General features: G+C 71.0%; 24 protein-coding genes. 13 read left to right on the top strand and 11 right to left on the bottom strand.

The genetic code is table 11. The annotated features are described in order from the left end of the window. The first annotated feature begins 106 nt into the window (after positions 1-106). The 4 genes from ACGFK0_RS08385 (at position 107) to ACGFK0_RS08370 (ending at position 4,301) form a co-directional block, all read left to right on the top strand. On the top strand, positions 107-502 hold the full coding sequence (locus tag ACGFK0_RS08385) for an FHA domain-containing protein (protein ID WP_392901822.1): 396 nt from the start codon (positions 107-109) through the stop codon (positions 500-502). Next, positions 499-2,016 carry a hypothetical protein gene (locus tag ACGFK0_RS08380; RefSeq protein WP_392901820.1) on the top strand — a complete coding sequence of 506 codons (1,518 nt, stop codon included), beginning with the start codon at positions 499-501 and terminating at the stop codon, positions 2,014-2,016. The genes ACGFK0_RS08385 and ACGFK0_RS08380 overlap by 4 nt, the downstream gene beginning before the upstream one ends. Positions 2,017-2,045: 29 nt before the next feature. Next, positions 2,046-2,909, top strand: coding sequence for a glutamate ABC transporter substrate-binding protein (locus ACGFK0_RS08375; protein ID WP_392901818.1), 864 nt, complete (start codon positions 2,046-2,048; stop codon positions 2,907-2,909). A gap of 174 nt (positions 2,910-3,083) precedes the next feature. Beyond that, positions 3,084-4,301, top strand: coding sequence for a hypothetical protein (locus tag ACGFK0_RS08370; protein ID WP_392901816.1), 1,218 nt, complete (start codon positions 3,084-3,086; stop codon positions 4,299-4,301). Here ACGFK0_RS08370 and ACGFK0_RS08365 read toward each other — a convergent pair. After that, positions 4,279-4,959 (bottom strand): hypothetical protein, encoded by a 681-nt coding sequence (locus ACGFK0_RS08365; protein ID WP_392901815.1) that lies wholly within the window; start codon positions 4,957-4,959, stop codon positions 4,279-4,281. The two genes, ACGFK0_RS08370 and ACGFK0_RS08365, sit on opposite strands and share 23 nt — an antisense overlap. 89 nt (positions 4,960-5,048) lie before the next feature. Between ACGFK0_RS08365 and ACGFK0_RS08360 the strand changes: the two genes are divergently transcribed. Then, complete coding sequence (locus ACGFK0_RS08360; protein WP_392901813.1) at positions 5,049-5,567, top strand: PH domain-containing protein; 519 nt, start codon at positions 5,049-5,051, stop codon at positions 5,565-5,567. Positions 5,568-5,727: 160 nt separating this feature from the next. Next, complete coding sequence (locus tag ACGFK0_RS08355) at positions 5,728-5,994, top strand: DUF1778 domain-containing protein (RefSeq protein WP_392901811.1); 267 nt, start codon at positions 5,728-5,730, stop codon at positions 5,992-5,994. Between the two features lie 46 nt (positions 5,995-6,040). Here ACGFK0_RS08355 and ACGFK0_RS08350 read toward each other — a convergent pair whose 3' ends face one another. Continuing rightward, complete coding sequence (locus ACGFK0_RS08350; RefSeq protein ID WP_392901809.1) at positions 6,041-6,472, bottom strand: HIT family protein; 432 nt, start codon at positions 6,470-6,472, stop codon at positions 6,041-6,043. Between the two features lie 208 nt (positions 6,473-6,680). Here ACGFK0_RS08350 and ACGFK0_RS08345 point away from each other — a divergent pair, with 208 nt between their 5' ends. Beyond that, positions 6,681-7,346 (top strand): ATP-binding cassette domain-containing protein, encoded by a 666-nt coding sequence (locus ACGFK0_RS08345; protein WP_392901807.1) that lies wholly within the window; start codon positions 6,681-6,683, stop codon positions 7,344-7,346. Continuing rightward, entirely contained in the window at positions 7,343-8,032 is a 690-nt protein-coding gene (locus ACGFK0_RS08340) for a hypothetical protein (RefSeq protein ID WP_392901805.1), read from the top strand. Before ACGFK0_RS08345 ends, ACGFK0_RS08340 begins: the two co-directional genes overlap by 4 nt. A gap of 76 nt (positions 8,033-8,108) precedes the next feature. On the opposite strand, the gene ACGFK0_RS08335 is transcribed toward ACGFK0_RS08340, so the two are convergent. From ACGFK0_RS08335 to rlmN, 3 genes are all read right to left on the bottom strand, one after another. Next, complete coding sequence (locus ACGFK0_RS08335; protein ID WP_392901804.1) at positions 8,109-8,936, bottom strand: DUF1963 domain-containing protein; 828 nt, start codon at positions 8,934-8,936, stop codon at positions 8,109-8,111. A 63-nt stretch (positions 8,937-8,999) separates the two neighbouring features. After that, a complete protein-coding gene (locus ACGFK0_RS08330; RefSeq protein WP_392901802.1) occupies positions 9,000-9,506 on the bottom strand; it encodes a DivIVA domain-containing protein in 507 nt (168 codons plus the stop codon). Positions 9,507-9,574: 68 nt separating this feature from the next. Next, a complete protein-coding gene (rlmN, locus tag ACGFK0_RS08325) occupies positions 9,575-10,720 on the bottom strand; it encodes a 23S rRNA (adenine(2503)-C(2))-methyltransferase RlmN (protein WP_392901800.1) in 1,146 nt (381 codons plus the stop codon). Positions 10,721-10,834: 114 nt separating this feature from the next. Between rlmN and ACGFK0_RS08320 the strand changes: the two genes are divergently transcribed. Continuing rightward, positions 10,835-11,980, top strand: a complete 1,146-nt coding sequence (locus ACGFK0_RS08320) for a suppressor of fused domain protein (protein ID WP_392901798.1) — start codon at positions 10,835-10,837, stop codon at positions 11,978-11,980. Here ACGFK0_RS08320 and ACGFK0_RS08315 read toward each other — a convergent pair. From ACGFK0_RS08315 to rpsB, 5 genes are all read right to left on the bottom strand, one after another. Then, positions 11,977-12,855, bottom strand: a complete 879-nt coding sequence (locus ACGFK0_RS08315) for a phosphatidate cytidylyltransferase (RefSeq protein WP_392901796.1) — start codon at positions 12,853-12,855, stop codon at positions 11,977-11,979. The genes ACGFK0_RS08320 and ACGFK0_RS08315 overlap by 4 nt on opposite strands. Then, a complete protein-coding gene (gene frr / locus ACGFK0_RS08310) occupies positions 12,855-13,412 on the bottom strand; it encodes a ribosome recycling factor (protein ID WP_392902844.1) in 558 nt (185 codons plus the stop codon). Before frr ends, ACGFK0_RS08315 begins: the two co-directional genes overlap by 1 nt. Positions 13,413-13,502: 90 nt before the next feature. After that, positions 13,503-14,204 carry a UMP kinase gene (pyrH, locus tag ACGFK0_RS08305; protein ID WP_392902841.1) on the bottom strand — a complete coding sequence of 234 codons (702 nt, stop codon included), beginning with the start codon at positions 14,202-14,204 and terminating at the stop codon, positions 13,503-13,505. 241 nt (positions 14,205-14,445) lie between these two features. Beyond that, on the bottom strand, positions 14,446-15,282 hold the full coding sequence (gene tsf, locus ACGFK0_RS08300; RefSeq protein ID WP_392901794.1) for a translation elongation factor Ts: 837 nt from the start codon (positions 15,280-15,282) through the stop codon (positions 14,446-14,448). A gap of 83 nt (positions 15,283-15,365) precedes the next feature. Beyond that, positions 15,366-16,331: a 30S ribosomal protein S2 gene (rpsB, locus tag ACGFK0_RS08295; protein WP_392901792.1), complete on the bottom strand. Its 966-nt coding sequence runs from the start codon at positions 16,329-16,331 to the stop codon at positions 15,366-15,368. 390 nt (positions 16,332-16,721) lie between these two features. Between rpsB and ACGFK0_RS08290 the strand changes: the two genes are divergently transcribed. After that, positions 16,722-17,417, top strand: coding sequence for a murein hydrolase activator EnvC family protein (locus ACGFK0_RS08290; protein WP_392901790.1), 696 nt, complete (start codon positions 16,722-16,724; stop codon positions 17,415-17,417). Between the two features lie 96 nt (positions 17,418-17,513). Here ACGFK0_RS08290 and ACGFK0_RS08285 read toward each other — a convergent pair whose 3' ends face one another. Beyond that, the gene (locus ACGFK0_RS08285) at positions 17,514-18,437 is read right to left on the bottom strand and encodes a tyrosine recombinase XerC (protein WP_392901788.1); all 924 of its coding nucleotides are present in this window, start codon (positions 18,435-18,437) and stop codon (positions 17,514-17,516) included. Positions 18,438-18,591: 154 nt separating this feature from the next. Here ACGFK0_RS08285 and ACGFK0_RS08280 point away from each other — a divergent pair, with 154 nt between their 5' ends. From ACGFK0_RS08280 to dprA, 3 genes are read left to right on the top strand one after another with little or no spacing between them, the layout of a single operon-like run. Next, the gene (locus ACGFK0_RS08280; RefSeq protein WP_392901786.1) at positions 18,592-18,945 is read left to right on the top strand and encodes a YraN family protein; all 354 of its coding nucleotides are present in this window, start codon (positions 18,592-18,594) and stop codon (positions 18,943-18,945) included. After that, on the top strand, positions 18,946-20,499 hold the full coding sequence (locus tag ACGFK0_RS08275) for a YifB family Mg chelatase-like AAA ATPase (RefSeq protein ID WP_392901784.1): 1,554 nt from the start codon (positions 18,946-18,948) through the stop codon (positions 20,497-20,499). Continuing rightward, positions 20,496-21,659 (top strand): DNA-processing protein DprA, encoded by a 1,164-nt coding sequence (gene dprA / locus ACGFK0_RS08270; RefSeq protein WP_392901782.1) that lies wholly within the window; start codon positions 20,496-20,498, stop codon positions 21,657-21,659. Before ACGFK0_RS08275 ends, dprA begins: the two co-directional genes overlap by 4 nt. The last annotated feature ends 27 nt before the right edge of the window (positions 21,660-21,686 follow it).

The following is a 21,686-nucleotide window of genomic DNA, read 5'->3' as shown; positions in this document are numbered from 1 at the left end:
ACCCGTGCCGGCACCACCCGTGCCGGCACCACCCGTGCCCGCGCCTCCGGTGCCCGCACCTCCCGTCCCCGCACCTCCCGTCCCCGGGGCGGTCTGGACGGCGGTCGTGACGGCCGACCGCGACTACTACGACAGGGTCCTCGCCGAGGAGGGCCCCGACTCGGCGTCGCTCACGTTCCCGCCGTACGCGCCCCCGAGGAGCATTCCACTCGTCGGACGGCAGATCCGCATCGGGCGGCACGGCTCCTCCCAGCCGTCCCCGCCCGAGATCGACCTTCGCGAGCCGCCCGAGGACCCCGGCGTCTCCCACGTCCACGCGGTCCTGCTGGCCAAGCCGGACGGCACCTGGACACTGGTCGACCCAGGCTCCACCAACCGGACCTGCATGAACGGGTCCAGCGAACCCATCCCCTACAACGTGGAGGTCCCGCTCTCCGACGGCGACCGCATCCACGTGGGGGCCTGGACCACCATCACCCTCACCAGAGGCGAGGCGACATGACGCCCGTTCAGCCGGCTCCCCCGACGGGGCGGCCGCCCGTCCCCGCCCCGCAGCCGGGCCCGCCCGACCGGCGGCGTCCGCCGGGGCCGCTCGGGCGGGCCCCCGACGCGCCGCCGTCCCGTACCGCCCGGATGCTCCCCCGCACGGTCGCGGCCCACGTCCGGACGCTGACGGTGCTGACGGTCGTCCTGCTGGTGGCGCTGCTGGCCGTCACCTGGGCGGCGATCGCGAACGCGCGCGAGGGCGTGCGGGTGATCGGGCACGACGCGGGCCCGCAGGTCGTCGCGACCGGCGACCTCTACTTCCAGCTCACCGACATGGACTCCCAGCTCGCCAACGCGCTGCTGATCGGCGGCGCGGCGGGCGACGGCCGCGAGAAGGCGCTGGCCCGCTACAACGACAACCGGCTGAAGGCGGGCGACGCGCTGCTCAAGGCGGCCAAGCTCGCCGACGAGAGGACAGAGGAGAACACGGCCCGCGACGTGCTCGACGCGCTGGGCCGCTACGAACGTCTCGCCGGGCAGGCCCTGCTGCTGGACCGGCAGTCCGACCGCGCGTCCGGCGCGCCGTCGAAGGAGGTCATCGACCTCTACCGGCAGGCGACCGACCTGATGAAACTGGACCTGCTGCCCAAGGCGTACAACCTCACGCTCGACAACGGCACCCTCGTCCGGCACACGTACGAGGACAAGCGGTCGGCGGTCCTGTCCGGGCGCACCTGGATCATCGTCATCGGGCTGGCGCTCCTCACCACCCTGGCCGGCTTCCAGCTGTACCTGGCCAGGCGTTTCCGCCGGTTCCTGAACATTCCGCTGGCGCTGGCCACGCTCGGCTCGCTCGTCCTGGTCGTGACCGGCGCCACCATGCTGTCCGGCCAGGCGGACCATCTCCGCGAGGCCAAGGAGGACGGCTTCGACTCGATCCTGGCGCTCGCGCGGGCACGCGCCATCAGCAACAGCGCCAGCGCCGACGAGACCCGCTTCCTCCTCGACCCGGAACGGGCCGACGCCTACGAGCAGATCTATCTGAGCAAGTCCCAGACCGTCCTGTACCTGAAGGCCGGCAATCTGACCCAGTACAACCAGGCCGTGCAGAACAAGCTGTCCTGGGAGCCCGGACGTGCGCCGTTCCTCGGTTTCCTCGGCACCGAGGCCAACAGGCCCACGGAAGCGGGAGAGCAGCGGGCCGAACTGGTGGCCGGCCTGAACAAGGTGCTGCGCGACTACCAGAAGGTGCAGGCGAACGACCGCCGGATGAGAGACCTCGTCCACAACGGGCAGGACGCCCAGGCCGTGGCCGCGCGCAGTACGGCCGCGGCGGACTTCGCCGAGTACGACCGGTCCCTGCAGGAACTGATCGGCATCCACCAGAAGGCGTTCGACGAGGCCGTGAAGGACGGCGACGACGGGACGAGCGGCTGGTACGCCGTCCTCCCGGCCGCCGGGGTCATCATCGCCCTGCTCGTGCTGATCGGAGTGCGCCCCCGGCTCGCGGAGTACCGGTGGTCGAGGTGACGAGACCGGCCGCACGTCCCACTGGCTCGGTGAAGCGGGCCACGGCGGCGGTGCTGGCCGCGGCGTCGGTCGCCGCCGCGGCGGCCTGCGGCACGGCGGACGCTGCCGCGGGCTCCCTCGTCGGCGAGGAGTTCCTCACCATCGGCGTCCAGACGGACCAGCCGGGCCTGGGCCGCCAGATCCCCGGAACCGAGTCCAGGCGCTACGGCTCCTACGACGGCTTCGACGGCTTCGACGTCACGATCGCCAAGGAGCTCGCCAGGAATCTGGGGTTCCCCGCCAAGAAGGTGTCGTTCTCGGCGGTGTCTTCGGAGAAGCGCGAGGAGGCGATCCTGTCCGGTGAGGTCGACCTCGTCATCGGCAGCTACTCGATCACGCCCGAACGCAAGACCGAGGTGGGGTTCGCAGGGCCGTACTACGTCGCCCACCAGGACATCCTCGTCCGCAAGGCGAACCCCGCCTCGATCCGTAACCTGCACGATCTCGGCGGAAAGCGGCTCTGCACGGTCGCGGGGTCGCAGTCGTTCCACCGCGTGCGCACCGAGCAGAGCGTCCCCGCCGTGCCCGTCCAGGCCAAGGGGTACACCGACTGCCTGAACAAACTGGTCGCGGGCGAACTCGACGCCGTGTCCACCGACGACCTGATCCTCGCCGGCCTCGCGTCCATGGCGGCCAAGACGGGCGACTACATGAAACTCGTGAACGAGCCGTTCTCGGACGAGCGGTACGGCGTCGGCCTCGACAAGGACGACGTGGACGGCTGCGAAGCCGTGAACGAGGCGATCACGAAGATGTACCAGGACGACACGGTCCGGCTGCAGCTGAACAGATGGTTCGGCCCCACCGGGCTTGAACTCACCACCACCGTCCCGCAATTCGAAGGCTGCATCTGAACCGGCCGTCACCGACGGCACGGAATTGCTCACGGAATGGCGCGAGAAGGGCCGTGAGACCGGCCGGTCACTGAGATCAGTCGGTTACGTAAGTTCCGGTCGGCCCGCGTGATCGTAAGTTATGGTCGCGATCAAAACCCGGTCCGGTAATCACCGTCACGCCCGAGGAGTGCAATGACGACGGTCATCCTGGTGGTGATGTGCGTCGTGGTGGGGGCGCTCGAACTGTACGCGGGCAAGCAGAGCCGGGATCAGTCGAACGCCTTCTCCCGCCGGATCGACGAGCTGAACGAGCAGGTCACCAAGCAGAACAACGTCCTGGTCACGGTGGGCGAGCAGCTCACGGCCGAACTGTCGCGGGTCAAGCAGGACGTGCTGCCCGCGCTCGACACCCGGCTCCGGCAGAACACCGGGCAGGTGGAGGAACTGGCGGGCCTCGTCCACCAGGCCGACGACTTCCTGCGAACCCAGTCCGGCCGGCTGCGCGACCTGGAACAGCAGCGGATCACGCTCGCCGCGCTGCGCCGCAAACTCGGCGAAGTGGAGACGTCGGTCCGCGCCGTCACCCGGACGGGCAGCGGCGAGGTGGAGGGCAAGGTCGACACCGCCCTCGGCCGGCTGGCCGACCTGGAACGCGGCGGCGAGGAGATCCTGGCGCTGCAGCGCACCCTCACCCGGACGCTGGAGGACGTCGAGGACGTCGTCGCCGAGCTGCTGCAGTTCACCGAGGGCGAGCTGGACGACACCGTCACGGCGGCGCTCACCGGCCGTCCCCGCGCCCACGGCGATGCCGTCACCGCCACCGGGCGGCTCTGGACGCGCGACGACCAGCTCGACGACATCCTCGGCGAGATGTACGAGCGGTGCGTGCGGGCGAGCCGGCTGAGCGTCCGCTTCCGCACGGCCGAGGGGGCCGACGGCCCCGCGCCCGGCTCCCCCGAACGCCGCCGGTACTTCCTCGGCGGCCAGGCCGCCGAGGACCTCGCGGGGTCGTTCAGCGCGCTGCTCATCTCGACCGGCGCGGACCTGCCGCGCAACGGGCTGCGCAACGGCCCGCCGGACGGCGCGCCGGGCGGCGGGTCCAGGCGCGGGCTGGCGCGGGTCGAACCGGGCGTCCCGCCGGGCGTCGAACCCGCCCGTCCACCCGAGGACGAGGCGGCCCTCAAAGCCCTGCTGCGGACGCTGTCGGAGTGTTCGGGCGCCGTCGCGCAGATCGGCCCGCTCATGGCCGTCCGGACGCGTGAAGAGCTGCTGTGCGCCGTGCTGACCGCCGCCCAGTCACTGGAACTGGAGAGCGACGAGGTGTTCTGGGATCCGGCCGCCGCGACCGTCCGGCTGCGGCGCCTGCCGTCCCATCAGCTGTGGGACCTCACCGGCTGGGCCGCCCCGTAAGGCGTGGCGCCCCGTAGACCCGCACGGTCCGCTCCGCCGGGCCGCCGAGCCGCACGTACAGCGGGCAGGTGAGGTCGCGCGTCACCGGGTCGACCTCCGCACAGAGCCCGATCCCGGCCGCGCGGTCGAGGAACACCGCGTTCTCCACCGCCCGCGCCCCGCGAACCGCGTACGGGACGGAGTCGGCGTCGCCGGTGTCGAAGAGTTCCTCGAACGTCAGCCGCCGCGCGAACCGCATCAGCACCCCGGCGTCCACGACGCGGCTGCCGATCGCCGCCGCGGGCCCCGCGACGACGATGCCGAAGCTCGGGTTCTCCCGGCCGCGGACGTAGATCTCCCGGTCGGGCTCCAGCCCTCTGCGCCGGTCGGGGACCTGCACGCCGAACCCGGCGTCGCCGTTCAGGTACGCGGGCGGCCCGAACCCGTCAGCCGCGCCGTCCCGGACCCGCAGCGCGCCCGGCGGCATCTCCCAGCCGGGCAGGTACACGCCGAGGCCCCGCAGCAGCAGCCGCCAGATGGGACGCCCCGTCACGTCCGCCGCGAACTCGCCCCGCGGCCCTCGCGCCCCGCCCGCGTCCCCCTGGCCGTACGGCCCCGCCGCGGGGTCCCTGACGCCGTCCATGCCGATCATCATCAGCCGCCGATCCCCCTTCGACAAGGCCCCGAACCCCTTACCGCGCGGCCCCTGCGGCGGCGGGACCACGTCGGCTACCTTTGAACCAACCGGATCATGACGAGGACGCCGCCGTGAATCTGCAGGACATGATGGTGCAACACGACAACTCGTCGCGCACCGTCGACAAGTACCTGATGTCCCACGAGGGACGCGTCATCGCCGTCCGCCGCCACCCGGCGGTCCTCATCCCGCCGGTCGCGGTCGTCGTCGCCGGGCTCGTCGTGTGCGGCGCCGTCGGCGCGGTCGTCGGCCTGATGTGGATCTGGTGGCTCTGGCTGCTCACTATCGGCTACCTGCTGTGGAAGATCATCGCCTGGTCGCTGGAGTTCTTCCTGGTCACCGAGCACCGGGTGATGCTGATCAAGGGGGTGCTCAACCGCAGCGTCGCGATGATGCCGCTGTCCAAGGTCACCGACATCACGCTCAACCGCTCCATGGCCGGGCGGATGCTCGGGTACGGCGAGTTCCTCACGGAGTCCGCGGGCCAGAAGCAGCCGATCCGCAGCGTCCCTTTCATGCCGTACCCGGAGCAGCTCTACCTGGAGGTCTCGTCGGTCATCTTCGGCACCATCGACGAGTCCCCCGACTAGCCGTACCGGCCACTGATCGGGGGCGGAGGCCGAAACCCAGGCGGTCCGGGGTGCGGAGCCGGCGCCCGCTGACGACGCCCGGCGATTCTCCTTCTCAGAGGGGATGTTCTGACAACATCTCCCGGCGTACTTTTAGATGCCGCAAGGAAGGAGACCGGCCATGTCTGAGTCGGTTCGCCAGGACCTTCCCGCCACCCATGCCGACGAGCACATCGCCCTCCGGATGTCCGCGGAACAGATCCTCGTGATCCGCAAGGCCGCCGAGCTCATCGGGTGGACGGTCACCGACTACGTCCTGTCCACTGCCCTGGACCGGGCCGAACGCGACCTGTACGAACACGCCGCCGCCCTGGATGCCGCGGCCCCCGCCCCCGCCGACCCGGACCCGGCCGACCCCTACGTGGCCCTGTTACTGGCCCTGACCTGACCCGCCCGCACAAGGCGCCGCTCACACCCCGCGCTCCGGCGTGCGATCATTCTCGGCCGGCGGCGGCGCCGGACAGACGCGCGGCATACTCGGCGGCCTCGGCATCCGAGTCGTACTTCTGACGCGGCCAGAAGAATCCGCGGAGCCCGTCCTTGCGGTTGCGCGGGACGACATGGACATGCAGGTGCGGGACGCTCTGACTGATCCGGTTGTTCATCGCCACGAACGACCCGGCGGCACCGAGCACCGACTCCATCGCGGCCGCGAGCCGCTGCGCATGCTCGAAGAACGCGCCGAGCGAATCGGCGGGCAGATCGGTGAGCGTCTCGAGGTGCATGCGCGGTATCAGCAGCGTGTGCCCCTTGAACAGGGGCCGCGTATCCAGAAACGCCAGGGCGTCCGGCGCGTCCATCACCACATGCGCCGACCTCTTCCCCTCAGTGATCTCACAGAACACACAACCCGCAGCACCACCCATACCAACCATTCTCCCCCGCCCCCAGGGGCACGGGTCGTCGGGCGGCGGGCGAGTCGTCGGGCGGCGGGCGAGTCGTCGGGCGGCGGGCAGTCGTCGGGCGGCGGGCGAGGCCCGGTGGTTAACGGGGTTCTTACGTGCGGGGCACTACCCTGCGGGTCTCATGCGGTTGGAAGGTGTGGCCTTTCGTTATCGCCGGAGAAGCCCCTGGGTGCTCAGGGACGTCACGTTGTCACTTCCTCCCGGCGGCGTCACCGAGGTGACCGGGCGCAACGGCGCAGGGAAGTCCACTCTGCTCCGCGTTATCGCCGGCCTGCGCAGGCCGGGCAGGGGCGTCGTCGAAGACAGGCCGGGCCGGGTGGGATACGCGCCCGAGCGCTTCCCGGTGGACCAGCCGTTCACCGTCCGCACCTACCTCGGCCACATGGCCGCCATACGCCGCGTCCCCGGGGACGCCGTCGGCGCATGGGTGCGGCGGCTCGGGTGCGACCACCTCCTCGATGTGCGGCTTCCTGACCTTTCGAAGGGCAGCGCGCAGAAGGTCGGCCTCACGCAGGCCCTCATGGGGTCCCCGGATCTCCTCGTCCTGGACGAACCGTTCGCCGGGCTGGACGCGGCGACCAGGGACGCGCTGCCCGCGTTGATCTCCGAACTCGCGGCCGGAGGCACCACCGTGGTCGTCAGCGACCACCAGCGCAGCATCGAAGGCCTCCCCGGCGTCGACCGGTTGCACGTGGCCGACGGAACGGTGACCGGCCTTACCTCGACGGGCACCTCATGGACCCTGCTGGAGGTCGAGGTCCCCGAGGAGGAGGCCGAGACCTTGGAGAGCAAGCTGCGCGCGGACGGCTACCGGGTGCGGAGGCCCGAGCGGTGATCGCGCTCGTCCGGTTCCAGGTCGCGGGTTACGTCCGTTCGCTGCGCGTCCTGCAGCCCTTGATCGTCGTGGCACTGGCCGTGGTGCTGGTCCTCATCCAGGGACCGGGCGGCCCGGACGCCGCCGGCCTCGCCGTCGGGACGCTCGGGGACGTGGCGGCGTTCATGTTCCCCATCTGGGCCTGGGCGGCGCGCGCCCTCCTCGACAAGCAGCCGGACGAACAGCGGGCGCTGACCGCCACCGCCGCACGCCGCCCTTCCAGGCCCACGTGGGCGGGGCTGCTCGCGGCCTACGGCGTGAACATGTGCCTGGGCGTCGTCGCATTGGCGGTTCCTCTCCTGCAGGCGCTTCAGGTGGGTTCGCCAGGGCAGGCGATCTGGGTGGGTTGTGCGCTCAACCTCCTCGTCGCCGTCCCGGCCACACTGGTGGGCGCGTGGACGAGCCGGGCGCTGATCCGCGATCCCGTTGTCTCCCTGCTGACGCTTCTGGGTGCTGTCACGGCCCTGTTGCTCCTCGGTATCGGACGGTTCGCCTGGCTCTCCGTCCCGATGATCGAGTGGCTCCGCGCAGCGCATGGCGGCCCCAGCGAGTTCACCTCGGACTTCCCCGCCATCGCCCTCCACTTGGCACTCTGGTCCGCGATCGCCGGCGCCGCCTACATCGCAGCCGCCCGCCACCGCCCCTGAACCCCGTCTCTGCGAAGCATCACGCCCGCCCCCCCCGCGCGGTGGTCGCGGGGTTCGGGCAGAGCGCATACCGTCCTCAGCTGGCTTGCAGGGTCAGCCACGTTCGTTCCAGAGGGTCGTTCGGGCGGGCGCAGAAGTAGACGCGGCCGGGATCCCCCCAGTACCAGCCGAGACGGTGGTCGGAGTCGAGCTGGAGCAGGAGGCGCCACTCCTCCACGGCGCTCTGCTCATCCGGGGACAGTGGCGGGGGCGTGAGGGAGTCCAGGGGGCGGCCCGTCGAGGCGTACAGGCAGTCGGGGCCGATCGGGCGCTGAACGAGCGACGGCCAGCCGCCCAGCTGGTGGGCGGGCATGTCGTCGGGCCAACTGTGCTGCGACCAGGCGGCGTGCAGCTGCTCGTAGACGGACACGACGCCCGTGTAGACGTCCTCCAGGCGGCGCACGGCGGGCTCCTGGGGTGAGGGCAGGGAGAGGAACGGGGTGGCGAACAGGCGCGTCTGGGGATACGTCAAGGCGCCCGGTGGCGGGGCGGCTCCCTGGAGCTCGCCGGTGAAGACGCGCCAGCCGTCCCGCTGCGCGGCCGCGTCGCCCCAGGGGCGGGGGGTTTCGCTGGCGTAATAGAACGCGGCCTGGCCGGACGGGGGGACGCCGGCGATCTCGCCGAAGCGGACGAGGGCGGCGAAGTCGATCGCACCGAGGAAGTCGAGGGGGCGGCCGTCCCACTGCGGCCAGGGGTTGCCGGGCGGCAGCATCGGGGTGCCGCCGAGGTGGACGGGCACGTCGCCCTCGGGACCGAGCCTCAGCGCCGGCCTGGTCAGGGGCAGCAGGGCGGCGATGATCTCGGGGGCCAGGAAGGCGGCGAAGAGGGACCGGAGCCGGCGGTGGGCCGCCGCGAAATGTTCCATGCACGTAGCGTTACGCGGCGGGATGGCGGCCCGCCGCGTCCGGCGGAATTGTGGATAACTTCGTCAGCGGCGTTCGAGGGCGCTCGCGAGCTGCAGCAGGAAGCGGTCGACCTCCTGCTCGTCGTAGCCGGGCCCGAGCCGGACGACGCGGAACGCGCTCTCCCGCACGTCGCGGGCGGTCACCGGGGGCGCTATGCCGCGCAGGCCGGCGACGATGCGGTCCAGGAACGCGTCCACGTCCCGGACGTCGTAGCCGGACCGCAGGCCCGCACCCGGGAAGCGGGCGTTCTGGATCCAGTTGATCAACCAGGCCGGTTGCGCGCGGGGACGGCCGGGACGCTCGCCGATCGGCGCCAAGGCCTGCAGTTCCCGGATGCACTCGCGCACGAGTTCGTCGACGGCGCGGGGCTCGTAGCCGCGCAGGACGACGTCGAAGCGGGTCTCCCGCACTTCGTCCGCGGACATCCGCGGTCCGCCGTTCAGCGCCTGCGAGATCCTTCGCAGCAGCGCGTCCACCTGGTCACGGTCGTAGCCTCGCAAGACCACCGGCAGCCGCGCACCCGTCTTCACCGGCACCGTGCTCCTCAGCCCGCATCCTCGCGGCCGCGGGGGCGCCAGGGGACACGCCCGCGGCGCGCTCAGTCGTTGGTCGCCGCGGCCAACTGGCCGCAGGCCCCGTCGATCTCCCTGCCCCGAGTGTCGCGCACCGTGACCGGGATCCCGTGGGCCTCGAGGCGCCGGACGAACTCGCGCTCGTCCTCGGGCCGCGAAGCGGTCCACTTGGAACCCGGCGTTGGGTTCAACGGGATCAGATTGACGTGTACGAGATTCCCGCGCAAGAGCCTGCCGAGAAGATCGGCCCGCCACGCCTGGTCGTTGACGTCCTTGATGAGGGCGTACTCGACCGACACGCGGCGGCCGCTGCGGCCTGCGTAGGCCCAGGCGGCGTCCAGGACCTCGGCGACCTTCCAGCGGTTGTTGACGGGTACGAGGTCGTCGCGGAGCTCGTCGTCGGGTGCGTGCAGGGACACCGCCAGCCGCACGGACATGTCCTCGGCGGCGAGCTTCTCGATCGCCGGCACCAGCCCGACCGTGGAAACGGTCACCGAGCGCTGGGAGATGCCCAGGCCGGCAGGTGCCGGATCGGTGATGCGGCGCACTGCGCCGATGACGGCCTTGTAGTTGGCCAGCGGCTCCCCCATCCCCATGAAGACGATGTTGGAGACACGGCCGGGACCGCCTGGGATGCGGCCGCGGGCCAGTGCGCGCGCGCCGGCGGCGACCTGCTCGACTATCTCGGCCGTGGAAAGGTTGCGGGTGAGCCCTGCCTGGCCGGTCGCGCAGAACGGGCAGTTCATGCCGCATCCGGCCTGGGACGAGACGCACATCGTGGCGCGGTCCGGGTAGCGCATCAGGACCGATTCGAAGAGCACGCCGTCGAACGCCTTCCAGACGGTCTTCAGCGTCGTGCCGCCGTCGCAGTCCATCTCACGCACCGGGGTCAGCAGCGGCGGCAGCAGCTCGGACACGAGACGCTCGCGGACGGCGGCGGGCAAGTCCGTCATCTTCGCCGGGTCGTCGACCAGACGGGCGAAGTAGTGCCGCGACAGCTGGTCGGCGCGGAACGGCTTCTCCCCCAGCTCGGCGACCGCCGCACGGCGTTCCGCGGAGGTGAGGTCGGCGAGGTGCCTCGGCGGCTTGCCGCGCCTCGGGGCGGCGAAGACGAGCTTCGCCGGCGTCTTCTCGGGCGCGGAGCCGGTGGCGGCGGGCTGGGTCGTAGACATGGTCCCTCCAGTGTCGCAAACACCGGCCCGTGCCTCGTCCGTCCAGGGCTACGCATCTTTACCCGTACTACGACATTCCTGCACATGACCTTGTCTGCGACTAAGGTCTCGATCATGTCGGTTTTGCGTAGGGGTTCCGCCTCGTCCCGGGGATCCGCGGCCACGGTCGTCCACGCCGCGGCCAGCCCGTACGGCAGTCGGCGGCTCACCATCGAGACCGACGGTGACGTCACGGCCGCCTACCTGAAGGACGCGCGAGACTCGGTGGTCGGGGCGGCCTGGGTCGGGAACCACCGCAAGGCCCCACCGGAACTGGACCAGTCACGCCTGGACGCGGGCCGTGCCCCGCTCCTGCCCGAATCCCATGTCCGCCACCCGGCCGGACGGCAGGCCCTGGACGCCGAGAGCCTGGAGGTCGTCTGGTTCGAGGAGGGCGACGGCGTGGCCGTCCTTGAGGCCGGTGACCCGCTTTTCGTGATCCCCGGCTGGTCCGACATGGGACGCGGCATTCCCGGCTACGCCCGCGACGCCACGCGGCAGAGCCCGTTCGCCTTCCCCCTGGACGAGGAGATCGAGGACTTCGGGCCTCGCATCGACCGGGCGCGCGAGCACTGGAAGTTGTGCCGCGCCGACGGCTCCTGGGCGGAGTTCCAGCAGTCGGTGCTCGGTCACCTGCTGCAGCGGCTCGGGCCCGGTGGCCACTACTGGCACGATGTCGGCCGGCACCTGGGCAGCGGACGTACGAGCGTGGCCCCGACCGTGGGTGTGTCCGAACGTCCTGCACGCGGCGACCGCGAGTTCACCGTGCTGAGCACGATCGGAATGTGCCGCCAACGGATGCCCACCGTCGAACTGTACGAGGACGACGTCGCCCCATACGGACGGATCGAACTGGCCGTTGCGAGCACTCTGCCCAGCCAGCGCGCGGGCAGCATCTTCCCCTGGCTGGCCCAGTACCCGTGGCGCTCCGTGACGTGGTTCGCCCCCGGAGACGTCGTCAAGTGGTACCACGAGGCCCGCACGTTCCCTCTCGGCAACGACGAGGTGAAGTGGGAGGGCGTGCTCCTTCTGGACGATCCGAGCCGCATGGCGGGCCCTGCGGCCCCCGGGCTGACCGGCCTGACCGTCAACGACGAACCCGTCCGGTGGCTGTGGCTGGTCCCCATCACCGGAGAAGAGCACCGCTACGCCAAGAACGAAGGTTCGGACGCGCTCATCCGGCGTCTCGCCCAGCAGGACCGTTCCTGGGTGATCTCCTAGCTCGGAACGAACAGTTCCAGGAGAAGCCAGACGACGGGGGCCGTCGCGACCAGGGAGTCCAGGCGGTCCATCACTCCGCCGTGCCCGGGGAGGAGCGTTCCCATGTCCTTGATCCCGAGGTCCCGCTTGACCATCGACTCGACGAGATCGCCCGCGGTCGCGGTGACCACGGCGGCGAGGCCGACCAGCACCCCCTGCCAGACCTGTCCGCCTTCCAGGAGCCACCACACCAGCCAGCCGCCGACGATCATGCACATGACCGCCGAGCCGGTGACGCCCTCCCAGGTCTTCTTCGGGCTGATCGTGGGCGCCATCTTGTGCTTGCCGAGGAACGACCCCGCGAAGTAGCCGCCGATGTCGCTGGCGACGGTGATGGCGACGAAGATGACGGTGCGGTGGTCGCCGTCGTCCGGACGCATGAGAAGCGCGACGATCCCGCCCATCAGCACCAGATAGCCGGTCAGGAGCGCCCCGGCGGCGACGTCCCGCACGTACCCGTCGGCGCCCTCCATCATCCGCGTCATCAGCAACGCGAGGACCGTGAGGGAGACCGCCGCGACCGTGGCGGTGGGCCCCCACACGTAGGACACGACCGGTGTGCCGACCATGCCCGTCGCGACGGGGATGAACGGGGCGCCGATGTCGCGGCTCTTGAATGCGTCGGTCAGCTCACGTATCCCGAGGAAGAGGAACACGATCATCACGGCAAGGAAGATCTCCTTGACCGTGTAGAGAGAGAGCAGCGTCAGTGCGCCGAGAGCGGCGCCCACGACGATGGCGAGCGGGAGGTTGCGGCCCGTCTTGCTCTCGCGCTTGCCTTCGGCCGCCGGCTCGTCCGGGGAACCCGAGGGCTCCCCGGCGTCATCGTTTTTCATCAGACTTCGAGCAGTTCGGCCTTCTTGTGCTCGAGCAGTTCGTCGATCTGCGCCACGTAGCGGTGCGTGACGTCGTCGAGCTCCTTCTCGGCACGGTGGACCTCGTCCTCGCCGGCGTCGCCGTCCTTGGCGAGCTTGTCGAGCGTGTCCTTGGCACGCCGGCGGACGTTGCGGATCGCGATCTTGCTGTCCTCGGCCTTGCCGCCCGCGACCTTGACGTACTCCCGCCGGCGCTCCTCCGACAGCTCGGGGAAGACCACCCGGATGACGTTGCCGTCGTTGGTGGGGTTCACGCCCAGGTCGCTGTCGCGGATCGCCTTCTCCACCGCCTGCATGGACGACTTGTCGAAGACCTGGACGATGACCATCCGCGGCTCCGGCAGCGTGAACGACGCGAGCTGGTTGATCGGGGTCGGCGTCCCGTAGTACTCGACGGTGATCTTGTTGAACATCACAGGGGTGATTCGGCCGGTGCGGATGGCCTGGAAGTCCTCCTTGGCGACCGCGACCGCCTTCTCCATCTTCTCCTCGGCTTCGAGGAGGGTCTCGTCGATCACTGTGACTCCCATGTCATCTGGTCGGCCCTGGTCCTACCGTTCCACATTGCGTTCCGTGCCGCGTCACGCATTGCGGTTCGAGGGCTGTGGTCAGCCCTCCGCCGGGCTGACCAGCGTGCCGATCTTCTCACCCCGGACGGCCCGGACGATGTTGCCTTGCCCCATGAGGTCGAAGACCACGATGGGGAGCACGTTGTCCATGCAGAGACTGATGGCCGTGGCGTCCATGACCTTCAGACCCCGCTGTAGAACTTCACCGTAATCCAAACGGTCGAACTTGACCGCGTCTGGATTCTTTCTTGGATCTGCATCGTAGACACCGTCCACCTGAGTGGCCTTCAGGACGGCCTCTGCACCGATCTCCAGCGCGCGCTGGGCGGCGGTGGTGTCGGTGGAGAAGAACGGCTGTCCGAGGCCTGCCCCGAAGATGACGACGCGGCCCTTCTCCAAGTGCCGGATGGCACGCCGCGGAATGTACGGCTCGGCCACCTGGCTCATGGTGATGGCGGTCTGCACGCGGGTGTCGAGGCCCAGTTTCTCCAGGAAGTCCTGCAGGGCCAGGCAATTGATGACGGTGCCGATCATCCCCATGTAGTCGGCACGGCCGCGGTCCATGCCGCGCTCGGCCATGACGGCACCGCGGAACATGTTGCCTCCGCCGCAGACGACCGCCACCTGCACACCGTCACGTACGGCCTCGGCGATGGCCTCCGCCACATGCTGGACGACCTCGGGATCGATGCCGAGCGGGTCTCGTCCGGCGAAGGCCTCCCCCGAGAGCTTCAGCAGCACCCGTTTCCAGCCCGCGCGCGGCGCATGCTGGACGGATGCCTGCCGGCCGGTCTCGCGCCCACCGGTCTCACGCGGACCGGACGAGGTGCCGCCGGACCCGTTCCGGTCGGACGCGCCCTGTTCGGCGACGCCCCGATCGGACGACGAGGCCGCCGTCGCGCTTGTGGTCGTCTTGTCCGGCACGTCGGCGGCCTCCTCGTTGCTTCGCGGTATCTGTCGGGTACCCGTCTCCAGAGTGCCCCTACGCCTGCCCGACCTTGAACCGGGCGAAGCGCACGACCTTCACGCCGGCCTCGTCGAGGACCTTCGCGATGGTCTTCTTGCTGTCCTTCACGAACGCCTGCTCCGGCAGCACGAAGTCGCGGAAGTAGGCGTTCACACGGCCCTCGACGATCTTGGGGATGGCCTGCTCGGGCTTGCCCTCGTCGCGGGTGAGCTGCTCGGCGAGCGCCCGCTCCTTCTCGACCACCTCGGCGGGGATCTCGTCGCGGGTGAGGTACTTGGGGGCCATCGCCGCGATCTGCTGGGCGACGTCCTTGGCGACCTCGGCGTTCTCGGCGTCCAGCTCGACCAGCACGCCGGTGGTCGGCGGCAGGGACGGGTCGGACTTGTGCAGGTAGCTCGCCACGTACGCGCCCTGGAAGTGGGCGAAGCGGCGCAGCTCGACCTTCTCGCCGATCGTGGCGCTGTTCTCCTCGATCAGCGCCTGGACGGTCTTGCCGGACTCGATCTCGACGGCCAGCAGGGCCGCGGCGTCGGCGGCGCCGCTGCCCGCGGCGAACTCGACCAGGCGATTCGCCAGCTCGATGAACTGCTCGTTCTTGGCGACGAAGTCGGTCTCGCAGTTGAGTTCGAGGAGCGCCCCGTCACCGGAGCTCGCAAAGTGCTCGGCGACCAGTCCGTTGGCGGCGGTGCGCTCGGCGCGCTTGCCGACGTCCTTGGCGCCCTTGAGGCGCAGCAGCTCAGTGGCCTTCTCGAAGTCGCCGTCCGCCTCGGTGAGGGCGTTCTTCACGGCCATCATGCCGGAGCCGGTCAGGTCGCGCAGCCGCTTGACGTCAGCGGCGGTGAAGTTAGCCATCGCTCTCTTCGCTTCTCTCGTCGTTGGTCGTTGGACCCGCGACGGTCCGGCGGCGCCCGGGCGGGGGCCGCCGGACCACGGGATCAAGCCTGCTCGGCCTCGGCGGGCTTCGGGGCCTCCTGCGCCGGCGCCTCGGAGCTCGCGGCGGGCTCGGCGGGAGCCTCTGCGGCGGCCTCCGCCGCAGGCTCCGCCGGGGCCTCTGCCGCGGCCTCCGCGGGAGCCTCCGCCGGAGCTTCCGCAGCATCCTCAGCCGGCTTGTTCTCCAGCAGGTTGCGCTCCCACTCGGCCAGCGGCTCGGCTGCGCCGGCGGCCGCGGCGCCCTCGGCCGGCTTCTCGTCGCCACCGGGGGCGGCGCCCGCACGGGCGATCAGGCCGTCGGCGACGGAGTCGGCGACGACGCGGGTCAGCAGGCTGACGCTGCGGATGGCGTCGTCGTTGCCCGGGACCGGGTAGTCGACCTCGTCCGGGTCGCAGTTCGTGTCGAGGATCGCCACGACCGGGATGCCGAGCTTCTTGGCCTCGTTGACCGCGATGTGCTCCTTCTTGGTGTCCACGATCCAGATGGCGCTCGGAACCTTCGCCATGTCGCGGATACCGCCGAGGGTGCGCTCCAGCTTGTCCTTCTCGCGCCGCAGCCCGAGAAGCTCCTTCTTGGTCATGCCGGAGCCGGCCACGTCGTCGTAGTTGATCTCCTCCAGCTCCTTGAGCCGGGTGAGCCGCTTGTGGACGGTGGAGAAGTTGGTGAGCATGCCGCCCAGCCAGCGCTGGTTGACGTAGGGCATGCCGACCCGGGTGGCCTGCTCGGCGATGGACTCCTGGGCCTGCTTCTTCGTGCCGACGAACAGGATCGTCCCACCGTGGGCGACCGTGGCCTTGACGAACTCGAACGCGCGGTCGATGTAGGACAGCGACTGCTGCAGGTCGATGATGTAGATGCCGTTGCGCTCGGTGAGGATGAAGCGCTTCATCTTCGGGTTCCACCTGCGTGTCTGGTGGCCGAAGTGGACGCCGCTCTCAAGGAGCTGCCTCATGGTTACGACGGGTGCCATTGCCCGTGCTCTCCTTCTCTGGCCCTGCTGGGCCGCATTTGGTTATCTGCCTACGCCCGGGTGTCGTCCCACCGTCGCCGTTGCGACGGACCGAGGGACGGCGCCCCACCATGTCTGCGGTGGCATGCGGACGCGTGAAATCAGCCGCCGGGGAACCCCAGGCGGCTGTGACCCGTTCCCGAGTCTGTGACTCCTCCGCTCACCGGGAGCGGCTTCTCATCTCTCCGCCCTGGGGACGGATCAAGGACGGCCTGGCCTGGCCGGTGTCCTCTCGGGCACCCTTACAGATTATCAGGGCGCGGAGGCGTCCGGGAATCAACGGTCGCGGGAGTTATCCACAGTTCGCGGGCTCGGCCGCGAACCGGGCGCCGGACCGGCAGGGTTCGGTTCATGACGCTGCTGACGATGCTCCTCACCTGCGTGATCGCCACCGGGGCGCCGGGCCTGGACGCCTGGCGGTGGCCTTTGGGACCACCCGTCCCCACGGTCGTCCGGGCCTTCTCTCCGCCGGCGTCCGCGTGGGGTCCGGGCCACCGTGGCGTGGACCTCGCGGCCCATCCGGGGCAGCCGGTCTACGCCGCCGCCCCAGGGCGCGTCTCCTATGCCGACCGGCTGGCGGGACGCGGCGTCATCGCGATCGATCACGGAGCGCTGCGCACAACCTACATGCCTGTCCGTCCCAGTGTCCGCGCGGGCCGCCGGGTCGTGTCCGGCACCCGGATCGGCGTCCTGGAGGGCGGCCCGGTCCATTGCCCGGCGTCGTGCCTGCACTGGGGGCTGCGCCGCGGCTCCCTCTACCTGGACCCGCTCGGTCTCGTCCAGCGCCAGGTCCGCCTGCTCCCCCTCTGGTCGAGCCCCTCACCGTCGGCGACCCACCGCACTCCCGCACCTGCGCCCGAGCCGAGGATGACCCTGCGCGACGCCACCACCGCGACCGGCGGCGGACTGACCGGCATGGTCCTGGCCTTCGCGGTGGCCTTCGCATGGCGCCGCACCCGCGCCCGCTACCGTCTGCGCGGCCGGCGCCGTCCGCCCCCCGGCGTCGTCGACCTGTCCCGTGAACGCCGCCTGCGTCGCACCCCGTGACCCCGTCCCCCGCCCACACCAAGGCGATGTGGGTCGGGCGGCGGCTCGGCACGGTGCGAGGAGGCTGTTGCGGGCGGTCGTGTGCCGGGCGAGCGCTCAGGTTCCGGCCTCGCCGGCCAGTGCGCCGCGAGGATGTGCCTGCCGGTGGACCTGTTTGAGCCGCTCCGCAGAGACGTGGGTGTAGATCTGCGTTGTCTGCAGGGAGGCATGGCCGAGGATCTCCTGGACGCTCCGCAGGTCGGCTCCGCCTTCAAGCAGATGGGTGGCCGCAGTGTGGCGCAGCCCGTGCGGGCTCAGGTCGGGCATTTCGCCGACCTGGGAGATCCGTTCGTGGACGATGCGGCGCGCACTGGTCGGGTGGAGGCGCGCCCCGCGAACCCCCAGGAAGAGGGCGGGGCCGCTGTCCGCGGTCACCAGTGCGGGCCGTCCCGCCCGCAACCAGTCCTGGACGGAGCGGACGGCGGGTTCGCCCATGGGGACGGTGCGTTCCCGTCCGCCTTTGCCGAGGACGCGTACCGTCCCGCGGCCGGTGTCCAGGTCGTCGATGTCGAGGCCGCAGAGTTCGCTGACCCGGACGCCGGTCCCATAAAGCGTCTCCAGGACGGCCAGATCGCGGAGCCCCACGGGGCCCTGGGCGTCCACGGTGTCGAGCAGACGTGCGGCATCGTCCTGGGTGAGCACGCCAGGCAGGTCACGGTGGCGTTTGGGGGTGCCGAGCAGTAGGCCTGGATCGTCCTGGAGCAGGCCACGCCGGTGCAGATACCGGGTGAATGCGCGTGCGGCGGCCGTCCGGCGGGCCAGGGTGGCGCGGGATCGTCCGAGAGCGTGCTGGCGGGCGAGCCAGGCACGCAGCAGCGGCACGTCCAAGCCTGCGGGTTCCGTCACGCCGACGTCGGCGGCGTACCTGGTCAGGTCGCTCAGATCACCGAGATAGCCCCGCAGCGTATGCGGCGAAACGCCGCGCTCGGCGCGCAGATGCCGCTCGAAGTCGGAGACGGCGTCCTGAAGCGCATTGGTCACAGCGTCACGCTCCGCCAGCCTGCAGGCCGAAGCAAGCACCGCAGACCGTTTCGAGCGAATCGCCGCAGATGTTCGCCGAAGTTATCCACAGGAGGTCGTTCTCCAGATACGGATCGTGACGCTCCGGCACCGTCGGACTCCGGAGGTGAGGCCCATGAACGCCCACATCACTCTCGGCCGGCGCGGTGAGGACGCCGCCGCCGGCTACCTGCTCGAACTCGGCTGGACGATCATCGAGCGCAACTGGCGGTGCCGCGAGGGCGAACTCGACATCGTCGCCCATGACGGACGCGGCCACGTCGTCTGCGAGGTGAAGACCCGCGGCTCGGCCCGCTTCGGCGACCCCCTCGAAGCGATCACCAAGGACAAGGCGGCCCGGCTGAGGCGGCTGGCCTGGCGATGGGCCGCCGCCCACGGCGTCACCGGCGCGCCCGTGCGGGTGGACGTCCTCGGCCTCGTCACCGACGGCGACGGCTTCTCGATCGATCACCTGAGGGAGGTGTGCTAGATGACCCTCGCGAAGACCCGCTCGGTGTCCCTCGTCGGGGTGGACGGCTTGTTGGTGGACGTGGAGGCCGCCATCACCAGCGGTGTCCCGGGCCTGCACCTGGTCGGCCTCCCGGACACGGCGCTCAGCGAGGCCCGCGACCGGGTCCGCGCCGCGATCTTCAACTCCGGCGAGGACTGGCCCAACAGGCACGTCACTGTGTCGCTGTGCCCGGCGAGCATGCCGAAGAAGGGATCTACCTTCGATCTCAGTATCGCGGTCGCCCTGCTCGCGGCCGCGGAGGCCGTCCCCGCCCGGGCGTGCGCCGGCCTCGTGCTGATCGGCGAGCTCGGCCTCGACGGCCGCCTGCGTCCCATCCAGGGCATCCTGCCCGCCGTCCTGGCGGCGGCCAATCAAGGCTGCCACACGGTCGTCGTCCCGCGCGCGAACGCCGCCGAGGCGGAACTCGTCCCGGGCATGAAAGTGGTGTCGGCGAGCACGCTGCGGGGCCTTCTGTGCATCCTGCGCGACGAGCCTCCTCCCCTGGAGGAGGACGAGGATCGCGACCCTCCCCCTCCCACGGACGGGTTCGCCCTACGGCGGCTGAACATCCCGCCCGATCTCGACCTGGCCGACGTCCGGGGGCAGGCCGAAGCGCGCAGGGCGCTGGAGATCAGCGCCGCGGGAGGGCACCATCTCTTCTTCGCCGGCCCGCCGGGCTGCGGCAAGACGATGCTGGCGGAACGGCTGCCGACGCTGATGCCGCCCCTGGAGCCCGACATCGCGCTGGAGGTCACCGCGATCCACTCCCTCTCGGGGAGCCTCCGGCCCGGCCAGCCACTGATCACCCAGCCTCCGTTCTACGCGCCGCACCACACCGCGTCACGCGCCTCGATGGTCGGCGGCGGCTCGGGCCGCGCCCTGCAGCCGGGCGCCGTGTCCCTCGCCCACCGGGGGATCCTCTTCCTGGACGAGGCCCCGGAGTTCTTCGCGGGAACGCTCGACGCCCTCCGCCAGCCTCTCGAAGAGGGCGAGGTGCGGATCAACCGGATCGAGGGCATGGCCCGCTTCCCGGCGCGGTTCACGCTCGTCCTGGCGGCGAACCCGTGCCCGTGCGCCGCGGCCAAGCAGGTCGACTGCTCCTGCGCGCCCGGCATCCGCCGCAGATACGCCTCCCGCCTGTCCGGGCCGCTGCTCGACCGCATCGACCTCAAACTCGAACTGGCGCCGGCGAGCCGTGCCGAACTCCGCTACGACCTGGAGTTCGCCGAATCCAGCAAGGTCGTGGCCGAACGCGTCCTGCTCGCCAGGGAACGGACGCTCAGGCGCCTGGCCGGCACCCCGTGGCGCTCCAACTCCGAGATCCCCGGGCCGGAGCTGCGGCGCCGCTTCACGCCCCCTTCGGAGGCGATGGACGGCGCCGACGAAGCCCTGCAGAGAGGAACGCTCAGCGCGCGCGGCCTCGACCGCATCCTGCGGGTCGCCTGGACGATCGCCGACCTGTCCGGCCACGACGAACCCGGCCCGGACGACGTCGGCGGCGCGCTCACCCTGTGGTCGGCGGGGCGCCAATGAGCGATGAGCGAACCGCCCGCGCCACCCTCACCGCCGTGGCGGAGCCGGGCGACACCTTCCTCAACCGGATCATCGACCACTCCGGCCCGGAGCGGGCGCTCGAATCGATCCGCACCGGCGGGCTCCCCGGCGGCCTGTCCGCCGACGCCAAGGAGATCCGGCGGCTCGGCCACTGGCGGATCCGGCTGATCGCCGCGGAGCCCGATCAGGACATGGCCGTCTGCGCCCGGTTCAACGGGCGCCTCATCTGCCCGGGAGACCCCGAATGGCCGACGACCCTGGACGACCTCGGCGGCGGACGCCCCTACGCCCTGTGGCTGCGCGGCCCCGGGGACCTGCGCTACGGATGCCTGCGTTCGGTCGCCATCGTCGGTTCCCGCGCCGCGTCCCCGTACGGCCTGCGCGCCGCCGCCGGCTTCGCCTCGGACCTGGCCGACGAAGGCTGGACGGTGCTCTCCGGCGGCGCCCTCGGGATCGACGCGGCCGCCCACCGCGGCGCCCTGGCCGCGGACGGATCCACCGTCGCGGTCCTCGCCAACGGCGTCGACGTCCCCTACCCGGCGTCCAATGAGGGCCTCTTCGCCGAGATGGCCCACCGTTCCCTCCTGGTCAGCGAGTCCCCACCGGGCACCCACCCGCACCGCCTCCGGTTCCTCGTCCGCAACCGTGTCATCGCCGCCCTGTCCCGGGGGACGCTCATCGTCGAGGCGGAGGCCCGCAGCGGCGCCCTCAACACCGCCGGCTGGGCGGCCAGGCTCGGCCGCGTCGTCATGGCCGTGCCCGGCCCCATCACCAGCCGGTCATCGGTCGGCAGCCACCGGCTGCTCCGCGAGGAGGGCACCACCCTCATCACCCGCACCGAGGAGATCATCGAGGCCGTGGGGCGCATCGGCGCCGACCTCGCCCCGCCCCCGCACACACCCGTGCTGCCTCGCGACCGTCTCGAACCGGTCACCCGGTCCGTGCTGGAGGCGTTCCCCTCCCGCGGGGCGACCGGCCCCGCCCAGCTCGCCGTGAAGGCGGGCGTCGACCTGACGGCGGTCAACGCCAAGCTGGGGCTGCTGGCCGCCGCCGGCTTCGTCGAACGCGCGCCCGCCGGCTGGCGCCTCACCAAGTCCGCGAAGGCCCCCCGCGAGAAGCCGTCCGGGTACACGGAATGAAGCACTCACGACAGTCGAAGCGGGCGC

This window comes from Spirillospora sp. NPDC048823, assembly GCF_043198445.1.
Taxonomy (GTDB): Bacteria; Actinomycetota; Actinomycetes; order Streptosporangiales; family Streptosporangiaceae; genus Spirillospora.
The sequence above is the reverse complement of the archived record's forward strand: the minus strand, read 5'-3'. Positions and strand labels throughout refer to the sequence as shown.